This is a genomic window from Cryobacterium sp. CG_9.6 (assembly GCF_029893365.1).
In the GTDB taxonomy this organism is placed as follows: Bacteria; Actinomycetota; Actinomycetes; order Actinomycetales; family Microbacteriaceae; genus Cryobacterium.
The window spans coordinates 495437-508409 of the sequence record NZ_JARXUZ010000001.1; the positions used below are offsets into that span (position 1 = coordinate 495437).

The following is a 12973-nucleotide window of genomic DNA, read 5'->3' on the forward strand; positions in this document are numbered from 1 at the left end:
TCGACAAGCTCGACCAACGACGTAGTAGAAAGAAATCCCATGGTTAACAAGCTCAAGCTGGTCTCGCACGTAGATGCGATCAACTGGAACAAGATTGAAGACGATAAAGACGTCGATGTCTGGAACAGACTGACGAATAACTTCTGGCTGCCGGAGAAGATTCCGCTTAGCAACGACATTCAGTCGTGGAACCAGCTCACCCCTACGGAGCAGCAGCTCACCCTGCGCGTCTTCACCGGACTTACCCTGCTCGACACGATTCAGGGCACCGTTGGCGCCGTCTCGCTGATCCCCGACTCGATCACGCCGCACGAAGAAGCCGTGTACACGAACATCGCGTTCATGGAGTCCGTGCACGCCAAGAGCTACTCGTCGATCTTCTCCACCCTGAGCAACACCAAGGACATCGACGAGGCGTTCCGCTGGTCGACCGAAAACCAGAACCTGCAGCGCAAGGCGTCCATCGTGATGGACTACTACCAGGGCGACGACCCGCTGAAGCGCAAGGTTGCCTCCGTGCTGCTGGAGTCCTTCCTGTTCTACTCGGGCTTCTACCTGCCGATGTGGTTCTCCAGCCGCGCTCGCATGACCAACACGGCCGACCTCATCCGCTTGATCATTCGTGATGAAGCCGTGCACGGTTACTACATTGGTTACAAGTTCCAGAAGGGTATGGAGCGGGAGACGCAGGCTCGTCGCGACGAGATCAAGGACTACGCCTTCAACCTGGTCTTCGAGCTGTACGAGAACGAGGTGCAGTACACGCAGGACCTCTACGACGAGCTTGGTCTGACCGAAGACGTGAAGAAGTTCCTGCATTACAACGCCAACAAGGCGCTGATGAACCTCGGCTTCGAGGCCATCTTCCCCAAGGAGGTGTGCGACGTGAACCCGTCCATTCTCTCTGCGCTGTCGCCGAACGCCGACGAGAACCACGACTTCTTCTCCGGGTCCGGTTCCTCGTACGTGATCGGCAAGGCTGTTGTGACCGAAGACGACGACTGGGACTTCTAGCCCCACCGTTTCACCAGTCATTCCCTGCGGACGGCTGTTCCTGATACGTCAGGAACAGCCGTCCGTTTGTGGCAGGAAGAGCCCGCGCGGCGGCGGAAAAAGGGGTTTGGTAAGCTGAACGTTCCTGACCCCCGTTGCCATTGCCGGGGGAGGACGCGTCGCTCCAATCATTGAGGTTCCAGATTTCTCTGTCAGCACCCGTTTCTACCGAGGGTGACGAAGCCCCCTCCCGCGTCAATAAGACCGTCTTCATCGGCTCCGCAAGCGGCATCATCGCCATCGCCCTCTGGGCCATCCTCGCCCCCGACAACGCCAGTGCCGTCATCGGCGCCGTTGTCGGTTGGGTGTCCACCAACCTCGGTTGGTACTACTTTCTGATTGTCACCCTTGTGCTGGCCTTCGTGATCTACATCGCACTCTCGCGAGTGGGGAAGACCCGGCTCGGCCCCGATCACTCGCGGCCACAGTTCAGCCTGTTCACCTGGACCGCCATGCTGTTCGCGGCCGGAATCGGCATCGACCTGATGTTCTTCTCGGTCTCTGAGCCGGTCACCCAGTACCTGGCGCCCCCCGCCGGCGACGGCAGCACCGTTGAAGCCGCCCGGCAGGCCATGGTCTGGACGCTCTTCCACTACGGCATCACCGGCTGGGCGCTCTACGCTCTGATGGGCCTGGCCCTCGGGTACTTTGCGTACCGGCAGAACCTGCCGCTCAGCATCCGCTCGGCCCTCTATCCCATCTTTGGTAAGCGCATCTATGGCCCCATTGGTGACGTTGTGGACATCGCCGCCATTCTGGGCACCATCTTCGGTATTGCGACGAGTCTCGGCATTGGTGTGGCGCAGCTGAACTACGGCCTGACGTTCATGTTCGGCACCCCACAGACCATGTTCGTGCAGGGTTCGCTCATTGCCCTGTCGGTAGTGATGGCCACCGTGTCGGCCGTGACCGGTGTGGAAAAAGGCATCCGTCGTCTCTCCGAACTCAACGTGCTGCTCTCGGTTGCGCTCATGCTGTTCGTGCTCGTGGTGGGCAACACCTCGTTCCTGCTCGATTCGATCGTGCAAAACGTGGGCGACACCCTCAGCCGCTTCCCGGCAATGACCCTCAACACCTTTGCCTACGACCGGCCCGACGCCTGGATGAACGCGTGGACGCTGTTCTTCTGGGCGTGGTGGATTGCCTGGGCACCGTTTGTGGGCCTGTTCCTGGCCCGCATTTCGCGCGGCCGCACGATCCGCGAATTCGTGGCCGGCGTGCTCGTGGTGCCGTTCGCGTTCATTCTGCTCTGGATCGCCATCTTCGGAAACAGCGCCCTGGCCATCGTCATCGGCGGTGATGCCGGCTTCGGCGAGATTGCCATGAACTCTCCCGAGCGCGCCTTCTACTCCCTGCTGGACCAATTCCCGCTGGCACCCGTGACGGCAGCCGTGGCCACGTTCACCGGCCTGCTGTTCTACGTGACCTCCGCCGACTCGGGTGCGCTCGTGATGGCAAACTTCACTTCACACCTGAAAAACTCCGAGTCGGATGGCCCGAAATGGCTCCGGATCTTCTGGGCGCTCGCCACCGGCATCCTGACCTTCGCCATGCTGCTGGTGGGAGGGATTCCCGTGCTGCAGAACGCCACCATCATTATGGGGCTGCCCTTCTCGGCGGTGCTGCTGCTGATTATGCTCGGGCTCTACAAGGCGCTGAGGGTGGAGCAGTCGCTCACCGACAGCTACCGCGCCAGTTTGCCCGGCCTACTCTCCGGTCGAAGCGCCGACCCCAGCCGGGCACGCAACTGGCGCCAGCGCCTCACCCGGGCCATGAGCTACCCCGGTCGACGCCAGACCGAGCGTTTCGTCTCCACCGTGGCGCTCCCGGCGCTGCAGGAGGTGCACGCGGAGCTTCTCGCGCAGGGTGCCGATGTCACCCTGACCGAAGGCATTGTGGAAGGTCTGCAGATTCCGCACCTGGACCTCCTCGTGACCATGGGCGATGAACGTGGTTTCAAGTACCAGATCTACCCGGTTCAACTGGATATTCCCACCTATGCTGTGCGCAGTGCGTCGGAGCAGGGCAAGTATTACCGCATGGAGGTGTTCTCTTTGGAGGGCAGTCACGGGTATGACCTGATGGGATACGGCAAGGAGCAGGTCATCACCGACGTGCTCGACCACTACGAAACGCACCTCGACTTCTTGCACCTCAACCGCACCGAACCGGGCAACACTGCCCTCCCCGACGACCAGATGGCCAAGGACAACTGGGAAGCCGATTATGACTCCGAAGACGTGAAGAAATGAGCACCATGACCTCGACCCTGTTCATCAACGGCAAGTGGGTGCCGGCCGCCGACGGCGGAACCCGACTCATCAGCTGCCCGGCCGACGGCGAAGCGGTGGGCACCGTGTCCGAAGCCACCACAGCGGATGTCGAGGCCGCCATCGCCGCAGCCCGCACGTCGTTTGACAGTGGCGTGTGGTCCTCCGTTCCGGCCCCCGAGCGCGGTGACTTTCTGCTGCGTGTAGCCGCCGAGCTGCGCGTGCGCAAGACCGAGTTCGCCCGAGCGGAAACGCTCGACACCGGCAAGCGCCTGGTCGAGAGCGACATCGACATGGACGATATTGCCAACTGCTTCACCTACTTCGGCAAGCTGGCCGGGCAGGATGCCGGCCGCATCGTGGATGCCGGCGATGAGTCCGTCGTCAGCCGCATCGTGGTTGAGCCCGTTGGTGTCTGCGGTCTGATCGCCCCGTGGAACTACCCGCTGCTGCAGGCGGCGTGGAAGATTGCGCCGGCCCTCGCCGCGGGTAACTCGTTCATTTTGAAGCCCAGTGAGCTCACCCCGCACACCTCGATTCTGATGATGGTGCTGCTGGATGACCTGGGCCTGCCCGCCGGAGTGGCCAACCTCGTGCTCGGAGCCGGGGCAGTGGCCGGCGCGCCGCTCTCGAGCCACCCCGACGTGGACCTGGTGTCGTTCACGGGGGGTCTCGAAACGGGCAAGAAGATTGCTGCTGCCGCGGCCGGAACCGTGAAGAAGGTGGCCCTCGAGCTCGGTGGCAAGAACCCGAACGTGATCTTTGCCGACGCGGACTTCGATGCCGCTGTCGACAACGCCCTCAACGGTGCTTTTGTGCACTCCGGGCAGGTGTGTTCCGCCGGTGCGCGGCTCGTTGTGGAGGCATCCATTGCGGAACGCTTCGTGGACGAACTCGTGCGCCGTGCCAATCAGATTCGGTTGGGCGGCCCGTTCGACCCGGAGGCCGAGACCGGACCGCTGATCTCGGCCGCGCACCGCGACAAGGTGACCGCCTACGTGCAGAAGGGCCTCGACGAGGGCGCCCGCCTGCGCTGCGGCGGAACCTGGGGCACCGGCGAGCTCGAGAAGGGCTTCTACTACACCCCCACAATCCTGGACCAGGTGCAGCGCGGCATGAGCGTGGTGATCGACGAGGCTTTCGGACCCGTCGTTACCGTGGAGACGTTCGAGACCGAAGACGAAGCCGTGCTCATCGGCAACGACACCGTGTACGGCCTGGCCGGTGCGGTCTGGACGCAGGATGCCGGCCGTGCGCAGCGCATTGCTAAGCGCCTGCGCCACGGCACCGTGTGGATCAACGACTTTCACCCCTACCTGCCGCAGGCGGAATGGGGCGGCTACGGCCAGTCCGGTGTGGGCCGGGAGCTCGGCCCCAGCGGACTCGCCGAATATCAGGAAACAAAGCACATTTACCAGAACACCGCGCCCGCGGTGACCGGCTGGTTCGCGGCGCGTTGAGCGTCGACGAAGGAGTAACACGCATGACAACATCCATTAAGACTGACTTTGACTACGTTGTGATCGGCGGTGGCTCCGCGGGAGCCGCCGTCGCCGCCCGACTCAGCGAGGACCCCACCGTTGAGGTGGCGCTCGTGGAGGCGGGCCCCGACGACGCCGGCCTCGACGCGATTCTGCGGCTCGACCGCTGGATGGAACTGCTGGAGTCCGGCTACGACTGGGACTACCCGATCGAACCGCAGGAACACGGCAACTCCTTCATGCGCCACGCACGCGCCAAGGTGATGGGCGGATGCTCCAGCCACAACTCCTGCATCGCCTTCTGGGCTCCGGCCGAAGACATGGACGACTGGGCCGGTAAGCACGGCGCCACCGGTTGGGAGGCAGCGAACACCTTCCCGCTGTTCAAAAAGCTTGAGAACAACTCCGACCCGGCTCCGCACCACGGCCACGATGGCCCCGTTCACCTCATGGACGTGCCCCCGAACGATCCCTGTGGCGTGGCCCTATTGGATGCCTGCGAGCAGACGGGCATTCCCCGCACCACCTTCAACTCGGGAACAACCGTCATCAACGGTGCAAACTTCTTCCAGATCAACCGGCAGGCCGACGGCACGCGGGCGTCATCGTCGGTGTCGTACATCCACCCCATCCGGGAGCGCGCGAACTTCACCCTGCTTACCGACATGCGTGCCCGCAAGATCACCTTCGATGACGCCAAGCGGTGCACGGGTGCCCAGGTCGTGGACGCGGCGGGTCACACCCACGCGCTGACCGTGCGCGAAGAGGTTATTCTTTCGGCCGGAGCCATCGATTCGCCGAAGCTGCTCATGCTCTCGGGCGTTGGCCCCGCCGAGCAGCTGCTCGAGCACGGCATCGAGGTGCTGGCGGATTCCCCCGGCGTGGGAGAGAACTTTCAGGACCACCCGGAAGGTGTAATTCAGTGGGAGGCTAAGCAGCCCATGCCCACGACATCCACTCAGTGGTGGGAACTCGGTATCTTCACGACCACCGAGGAGGGCCTTGACCGCCCCGACCTCATGTTCCACTACGGTTCGGTGCCCTTCGACATGCACACGGCTCGCCAGGGCTACCCCACGACGGAGAACGGCTTCTGCCTCACCCCCAACGTGACCCATGCCCGCTCGCGGGGAACGGTGAAGCTGCGCAGCATGGACTACCGCGACAAGCCGCTCGTTGACCCCCGCTACTTCACCGACCCCTACGACATGCGCGTGATGGTGGCCGGAATCCGCAAGGCTCGGGAGATCGTGGCCCAGCCGGCAATGGCCGAGTGGGCGGGTGTGGAGCTGTACCCGGGATCCGCCGTGCAGACGGATGCCGAGATCACGGCGTACATCGAGAAGACCCACAACACCGTGTACCACCCGGCCGGCACCGTGCGTATGGGTGCAGTGGACGACATCGGCTCACCGCTCGACCCCGAGCTGCGCGTAAAGGGCGTCACCGGTCTGCGCGTGGCCGACGCCTCCGTGATGCCCGAGCTGGTGACCGTGAACCCGAACATCACCACCATGATGATCGGTGAGCGCTGCGCCCTGCTCGTGAAGTCAGCGCGCGTCGCCGCGTAGCGTGCGGGGGCGCACACCACGGGATACGCATCCCGAAAACAATTGATTGGAGCGTGCACCATGGCCCAAAACCCTAAGCAAAGCAACAAGGTTGCCCGAGCGGCACGCTCAGGCATGAGTAACGCTCGGTTCAGCGCAGCCGCCGAAACCACCGCCACGAGCGCCCGGGCCCAACGACGCAAGAAACCCGCCACGTCGATTCTGGCCCCGAGGCGAAGCCCAGACTCCGCCCCTCAGGGGTGAGGACCGCCGATGATTGGGGAACCTACCCGGTTGTCGGCGCGGGTTCGGGGTCATCGCCCCGAGACGCAGCGATTGCAATGAGTCGGCGCAGCACGTGGAGATCGATGTCGTCGAGCTTCCTCACGTAGACGCAGCCCATTCCCTCGGTGTACTTGCCGAGAGCCGGAAGCAGGGCCGCACCCTCGGGGAGGTCTTTGAGCCCATAGATCGACAGTTGCGCCTTGCGCGGCGAGAATCCTGCCTTCGGCCAATCCCCGCGCGTGCGGGGGTTCGCCGGAGACACGTAACGGAAGCTTCCGTACCCCACCATGGATGGACCCCACATGACCGGCACTGCGCCGGTCACCTCGCGGAAGATCGCATCGAGGGCCTTACCGTCGTCGCGACGTTGGGCCGGCATCGCCGCGTCGAGAAAATCCTCGACGGACGCATCCGTCGGCTGCGTTTTGTTCTCGGCCATGACCCCAGTATGGCCCGGGTCGACCCGACGCGACCAGACTGCCTCCGGGGTGACAGCCCGATAAGCGATCGAGGTGCGCAATCGTGCGGCTGCGCCCTGCTCGTGAAGTCAGCTCGCGTCGCTGCGTAGCGCGCGGGGGCGTTCGCGGAGGTAGGTGAGTTGCGTGCGAACGGATGCCTCGGCGGCGAACCGCACGGACGCATCCGCCTGGGCGTACACCGCGTCGGTGACCTGCGCCACCGTGGCGTCGTTACCGAGTATGGCCAGCGCCGCACGCACCTGATCGAGCCGCTCGTGGCGGTGCGCGGCGTACTGGTCGCAGATTGCGGCTAGATCGGGCAGGACCGGGCCGTGGGCCGGCAGTACGGTGGCCGGCCCACAGGCACGCAGAATCTGCAGTGACTGCAGGTAATCGGCCAGGGTGCCGTCGGGGTGGCCAAGAACGGTGGTGCCACGGCCGAGGATGGTGTCGCCGGTGAGCATCGAACCGTGCGCGCCGTCGTCGGGGAGATGGAAGCACACCGAGTCGGCGGTGTGTCCGGGCGTGGCAATCACCCGGATGCGGGTGCCGGCGACCCGAATTTCTTCGCCGCCCCGGAGCGGGTTGCCGCCCACGCAAAACGCCGGGTCGAAGGCGCGCACCGGCGCGCCCGTGAGCTCAGCAAAGCGAACACTGGCGGCGGTGTGATCGGCATGCTGGTGGGTGATGAGAACAAGGTCGATGCGGCCGGCTGCGGCGAGGGACGCCAGGTGGCCCTCGTGGACGGGCCCGGGATCCACCACGACATGACCGCTCGAACCTGGAGCCGCGATCACATAGGAGTTGGTGCCGTCGAGTGTCATCGGCCCCGCGTTCGGGGCCAGAATGCGTCGGGTGAGGATGCTCGTGCGCTCGCCGAGGGTGGCCGGCACGGAATCGCTCATGACTGGCAGCCTACTGCCGCCAGCTGGGCCGGCGTTAGGGTGGAGGCGACGGGTCATCACCACAGAGATATCGCCAGCTGCCGCACAGAATGGGAACACCGCAATGAAGCGAGACGAGATCAGCGCAGAGCCGGCACTTCCGATGGCGGCCACGGTGGTGCTGCTGCGGGACGGCGCCGCGGGGTTGGAAGTGTTGCTGCTGGAGCGTCCCCACCATCGCGGATCGTTTGCCGGGGCGTGGGTTTTCCCCGGTGGCGCTGTCGACCCGGAGGATTTCGCGCCGGATCAGCCGGCCGCCGAGCAGCCGGCCGCCGAGCGTGCGGCGCGGCGTGAAGTGCTCGAAGAGACGAGCCTTCGCCTGGTGCCGGGGTCTCTCGTGGTGACGGCATGCTGGATTCCACCAGCGTCCACGCCCAAACGCCTGCGCACCTGGTTCTACTGGTCGAAGGCACCCGCGGGCACGATCACCCTCCCCTCGGAGGAAGCGGTGGATCACGTGTGGCTTCGGCCCCAGGCGGCCCTTGACCGGCACGCGAGCGGCACCATGCGCCTCTTCCCGCCCACCTGGGTGACACTCAACGCCCTCACCCCGCACTCTTCCGTTGACGCGGCACTGCACGCGGCGGGCGCGGGAGAGGTGGCACTCTTCGAGTCACGGTTCGGACCGAGTCCGCACGAAGCCGTTCTGTTCTGGCAGCACGACGTGGCCTTCGCTGACAGTGCGCTGTTCGAAGCGGATGGCCCCCGTCACCGCCTCGAGACGGGCGCGCTTCCCTGGGTCTACACGCGCGCGCTGGTCTAGGTCAGGGCAGCAGCGTGGGGGTGGCGCAGCTCTGTCCGCCCGCATAGTTGAGGCAGTCGTCGAAGAATGCCGGGTAGCGCGTGGTGGTGGGATCGCCGAACCACTGGTCGTAGAACGCCCAAAAGTTGAGGTTGCCGTAGGTGGAGCAGGCGTCGCCGGTGTCACCCTGGTTGGCTATGGCGACATCGTTGGGCTGGTACGGCGTGTAGTTGTAGAGGTTTGCCGTGGCCTGATTGCGAATGTCCACGGTGGACGCCCCGCATTCCGCGTTGGGGTTGAAGCCCACGTCCACGGCTCCCTGCTGGTAGGCCCGATCGGGTTCCTGCGTGTACTGCCGAAACTGCCAGGCCGCGTTGTAGACCTGATTGAAAAATCCGAAATACTCGGTATTGCACTCGGCCGTGTCGGGGCACGCGTAACCGGTGGCCCGGAGGTAGCCCCGCTCCGTCGGCCGGGTGAGCAGGGACTGCTCCTTTTGCAGGAGCACGAGCAGTACCCGCGGGGAGATGGTGCAGGCCTCGGCGACCCTGGTGATGATGCGACTGGCCGGCTCCTCGGCGGCACCCGCATAGGCGGCGCAGTGCCCGTCCTGCTGCGCAGCCTGGTCTGTCGTGGTTTCGCGGTACTCCCACGCGCACGGCGACGCGTCGCTGCGCACGCAGGAGCGCTCCTCGAGAAAAGTCTGAACGTCGGCCTCGGACATGGCATCGGGGTTGAAGAAGTTGTAGTCGCTCACGATCAACCCCGGGTCAAAGGGGGCCGGTTCGCCGTCGGCCTGCGCCGCCGACGCGCCGACGGCCACGATCCCGGTGAGCACGAGGGACAGGATCGCCGTCAACGCCAGCATTCGGTGGCGTGCTCCAGCGAAAGATCTCATGGCAAAACCCTAGCCGCCTCCCGTTGGGCCTCGCTGTGAGTGAGGCGGCCAGGTTTTAGGGGGTGCGGGCGGCGTTCACCACAACGGTGGGGGACTGAATGTTGAGCACGAGCGAGTGGCTGACGGATCCCAGCAGGAAACGCTTGATCCCGTGCACGCCGTGATTACCCACCACGAGGAGGCTGGCACCGCGTGCCGCGTCGAGAAGCGCCCACTGCGGAGCGCCACGGGTGAGGGAGGATCGCACGCGCACATCCGGAGAGATCGACCGGGCCAACGCCACTGACTCATCAAGAACGCTGCGGTGAATGTCCTCGAGCGATTGCAGAAACTCAATGTCAGGAACGGCGGTCTCGGGCCACATCAACGGTTCCTGCCACGCATGGATGAGATGAAGCTCCTCACCGGTGCGATCGGCTTCCAGGACAGCAAAGCGGATGGCGGCGTTGGCCGCCGCTGACCCGTCGACGCCCACGACAATCCCGTCGCCGGGCGGCCCGTCGTTCTCGGGGATGATGGCCACCGGGCCGTTTGCTGCTCCCGCGAGGCGGGCGCCGACCGACCACTCGTAGCGAACGGTGGGGCCGTCGCGGCGGTGAGTGCCCACGACCACGAGCGCATCTTCGGTGGAGAGGCGCTTGAGCTCCTCGATCGGATCTCCCGGCACCACCTCACTGCGCACGGTGACCGAGGGATGTTCCTCCTGCACGCGATCGGCGTCACTCTGCAGAACAATCGGGGCGGTTTGCGCCACAGACTCCGGCATGAAGTAATCGGCGGATTCGCTCGTGCGGTCCACCACCCGCACCATCATGAGTTCGCCGCCCGAGGAACGTTCGAGTGCCCATTTCAGGGCTGCCCGCGACGGCGGCCGACCGTCCCACGCCACAATCGCCTTCTCAATCATGTTTCGTACCTTTCGCCACCGAGCCCGAACATGGTGCGTAATTGCTCACTACGTTAGCTTGCGAACGCCACCTTAAGTGCGTGAGTTTCGCCGGGCTGAGAGCTGTTCTCCAGACGAGGGGGACTTCTGCCCCTAGCCGTACCTGCCCGGATGCGGGATAGTGAGCGTGAGCAGCGACTCGGCTGCCCCAACCGGGAGGCCGTCCATGACGACACTCCCCTCGAAAAAGACGAGGTAGACCTGTGAACCGCAAGATCGTCGTCGGTGTGGATGATTTAGAGCCCAGCGAAGCCGCGCTCGGATGGGCGCTTCGCCGGGCAGAAGCGCTCGACTGCCCGGTGAGCATCGTGCATACCGTGCAGGCAGCCTGGTTGGCCGAAGGGTACGGCTACTACAACACGATCATCAATGAGGAGGAGGCCCTCGTTCGCCAGATTGGCTCCCGAGCGGTTGAACTGGCCCCCACGGTGTCGTCCACGGCGACCCTCCGCACCGGCACGGCTCCCCGGGTGCTGAGCGAGCTGTCGGTGGACGCGAGCCTCGTGGTGGTGGGCACCGACCGTAAAACCGGTTTTGACGGCGACTTCTTCGGCAGCGCGAGCCTGCAGATTGCGGCCCTGAGCGCCTGTCCCGTTGCTGTCATTCCCAACCATCCCTTCGGTGACCGAACGGGTGTTGTCGTGGGAGTGGACGGCTCGGAGGATTCCCTCACGGCGGTGCAATTCGCGGCCGCGGAAGCCGACCGCACCGGCCAGGACCTCACTGCTGTCTATGCCGCACGCATTCCCACGCAGCGGGTGCTGCGACACATTCCGGAGAGCAGTATTGCCGAGAGATTAGACGAGGAGCGGGTGGTACTCGCCGAGTGCGTGGCTGGACTCACCACCCAGTACCCGGACCTCACCGTGCATCAGGTTCTCGTCACCGAAGACACTCCGGCCCGGGCGCTGCTGTCGGCGGCCGCAAACGCGCAGCTCCTCGTGGTGGGAAACCACGGGCGTGGTGCCGTGAGCCGGCTCTGGATGGGCTCCGTCAGTCACGAGGTACTCGGTCAGACCCCCTGCCCCACGGTGATCACGCGCACGAAGCACCACCGCTAAGGCTGGTTAGGGGAGCGGATGCGTCGACCACTGGCCGAGGCATCCGCTGCCTAACGCTCGGCCTCGTGCTTCGTGACGTACACGGCCGCCTGCGTGCGGCGCTGAAAATCGAGCTTGGCGAGCAGGGAGGAGACGTAGTTTTTCACCGTCTTCTCGGCCAGAAACATGGCACTGGCGATCTCGCGGTTGGTGAGGCCGTCGCCGATGAGGTCGAGTACCCGCCGCTCCTGCGGGGTGAGTGACGCCAGACGCGCGTCTTGGGGGTTGGCCAGGCCCTCAATGACGCGGGCGCGAATGGCGGGGTCGAACAGGTTTTGGCCCGCCGCAGCCCGCCGGATGGAATCGAGCAGGTCGTCGCTGCGGATCTCTTTGAGAACATAGCCCGCGGCGCCGGCCAGGATAGCGCCGCGCAGGGCGTGTTCGTCGTCGTAGCTCGTGAGGATGATGCACTGCAGGGTGGGGTCGATCGAACGCACGTCCCGGCACACTTCGATGCCGGTCCCATCGGGCAGCCGGGCGTCCAAAACGCACACGTCCGGGTGCAGCGCGGGGATGCGCTCGGTGGCGTCCTCGGCCAGGCCCGTGTCGCCCACGATGTCGAAACCCTCGTCCTCGAGCAGCTCGCGCAGACCTCGGCGCACGAGTTCGTGGTCATCGAGGATGAAGACACGGGTGGCAGCGAGGGGCGAGCGTGGTGACGGCGAAACGTGGGGCCGAGGGTCGGCATCCGCTACGATCTCCGGGCTGGTGCCCATGGTGCTCCTTTCGCTGGCGCGGCACGGGCCGGGCGAGCGTCTCTGCACCAGTGTGTCGCGCCTCGGCTCCCGCGGCTAGGGCCAAAGGGCCGTAGCGGATGATGCGGTTTAGGAGCGCACGAGCCGCGCGATCGCTGCCGACGCCTCTTTAATCTTGGCGTCTGCCTCCGGGCCGCCCGCGGCGGCAGCATCGCGCACGCAGTGATTGAGGTGGTCGTCGAGAAGGCCGAGGGCCACCGATTGCAGGGCACTGGTCATGGCCGAGACCTGCGTGAGAATGTCGATGCAGTACTTGTCGTCGGTGACCATTCCCTGCAGGCCACGCGCCTGCCCTTCGATGCGACGCAGCCGCTTCAGGTAATTGTCTTTATTGGAAATGTACCCGTGCGGTCCCTCGTGTCCGGCGCCGTGGTGCTCGGGGTGATGCTCATCTGCTGAGACCGTAACCGGCTCGGTCATGGGGTTCCGTTCGTGGTGCTGTCTTGGTGCGGAGGTGCTGCGCGGGTGGCCAGAATGTACCCCCTAGGGGT

At 64.9% G+C, this 12973-nt stretch carries 12 protein-coding genes; 6 read left to right on the forward strand and 6 right to left on the reverse strand.

The window, feature by feature from the left end:
- The first annotated feature begins 39 nt into the window (after positions 1 to 39).
- The 4 genes from nrdF to H4V99_RS02370 all read left to right on the forward strand — a co-directional run bounded on the left by nrdF (position 40) and on the right by H4V99_RS02370 (position 6375).
- Complete coding sequence (gene nrdF / locus H4V99_RS02355) at positions 40 to 1014, forward strand: class 1b ribonucleoside-diphosphate reductase subunit beta (RefSeq protein ID WP_280675156.1); 975 nt, start codon at positions 40 to 42, stop codon at positions 1012 to 1014.
- A 170-nt stretch (positions 1015 to 1184) separates the two neighbouring features.
- Positions 1185 to 3305, forward strand: coding sequence for a choline BCCT transporter BetT (gene betT, locus H4V99_RS02360; protein WP_280675158.1), 2121 nt, complete (start codon positions 1185 to 1187; stop codon positions 3303 to 3305).
- Positions 3302 to 4783 carry an aldehyde dehydrogenase family protein gene (locus H4V99_RS02365; protein WP_280675160.1) on the forward strand — a complete coding sequence of 494 codons (1482 nt, stop codon included), beginning with the start codon at positions 3302 to 3304 and terminating at the stop codon, positions 4781 to 4783. The genes betT and H4V99_RS02365 overlap by 4 nt, the downstream gene beginning before the upstream one ends.
- Before the next feature lie 23 nt (positions 4784 to 4806).
- Positions 4807 to 6375, forward strand: coding sequence for a GMC oxidoreductase (locus tag H4V99_RS02370; RefSeq protein WP_280675161.1), 1569 nt, complete (start codon positions 4807 to 4809; stop codon positions 6373 to 6375).
- Between the two features lie 265 nt (positions 6376 to 6640).
- Here the strand turns inward: H4V99_RS02370 and H4V99_RS02375 are convergent, their stop codons facing one another.
- Together H4V99_RS02375 and H4V99_RS02380 are read right to left on the reverse strand one after the other, a co-directional pair.
- On the reverse strand, positions 6641 to 7078 hold the full coding sequence (locus H4V99_RS02375; RefSeq protein WP_280675164.1) for a DUF1801 domain-containing protein: 438 nt from the start codon (positions 7076 to 7078) through the stop codon (positions 6641 to 6643).
- Positions 7079 to 7186: 108 nt separating this feature from the next.
- Entirely contained in the window at positions 7187 to 8002 is an 816-nt protein-coding gene (locus H4V99_RS02380) for an MBL fold metallo-hydrolase (RefSeq protein ID WP_280675166.1), read from the reverse strand.
- A gap of 103 nt (positions 8003 to 8105) precedes the next feature.
- On the opposite strand from H4V99_RS02380, the gene H4V99_RS02385 reads away from it, so the two are divergent.
- The gene (locus H4V99_RS02385; RefSeq protein ID WP_280675168.1) at positions 8106 to 8804 is read left to right on the forward strand and encodes an NUDIX domain-containing protein; all 699 of its coding nucleotides are present in this window, start codon (positions 8106 to 8108) and stop codon (positions 8802 to 8804) included.
- Between the two features lies 1 nt (position 8805).
- On the opposite strand, the gene H4V99_RS02390 is transcribed toward H4V99_RS02385, so the two are convergent.
- A complete protein-coding gene (locus H4V99_RS02390; protein WP_280675170.1) occupies positions 8806 to 9681 on the reverse strand; it encodes a hypothetical protein in 876 nt (291 codons plus the stop codon).
- A 55-nt stretch (positions 9682 to 9736) separates the two neighbouring features.
- Positions 9737 to 10588, reverse strand: a complete 852-nt coding sequence (locus H4V99_RS02395; RefSeq protein ID WP_280675172.1) for a universal stress protein — start codon at positions 10586 to 10588, stop codon at positions 9737 to 9739.
- A 242-nt stretch (positions 10589 to 10830) separates the two neighbouring features.
- Here H4V99_RS02395 and H4V99_RS02400 point away from each other — a divergent pair, with 242 nt between their 5' ends.
- Positions 10831 to 11688, forward strand: a complete 858-nt coding sequence (locus H4V99_RS02400; protein WP_280675174.1) for a universal stress protein — start codon at positions 10831 to 10833, stop codon at positions 11686 to 11688.
- A gap of 50 nt (positions 11689 to 11738) precedes the next feature.
- Here H4V99_RS02400 and H4V99_RS02405 read toward each other — a convergent pair whose 3' ends face one another.
- Together H4V99_RS02405 and H4V99_RS02410 are read right to left on the reverse strand one after the other, a co-directional pair.
- The gene (locus tag H4V99_RS02405) at positions 11739 to 12443 is read right to left on the reverse strand and encodes a response regulator transcription factor (protein WP_280675176.1); all 705 of its coding nucleotides are present in this window, start codon (positions 12441 to 12443) and stop codon (positions 11739 to 11741) included.
- Between the two features lie 108 nt (positions 12444 to 12551).
- Positions 12552 to 12902, reverse strand: coding sequence for a metal-sensitive transcriptional regulator (locus H4V99_RS02410; RefSeq protein WP_280675178.1), 351 nt, complete (start codon positions 12900 to 12902; stop codon positions 12552 to 12554).
- Positions 12903 to 12973: the final 71 nt, after the last annotated feature.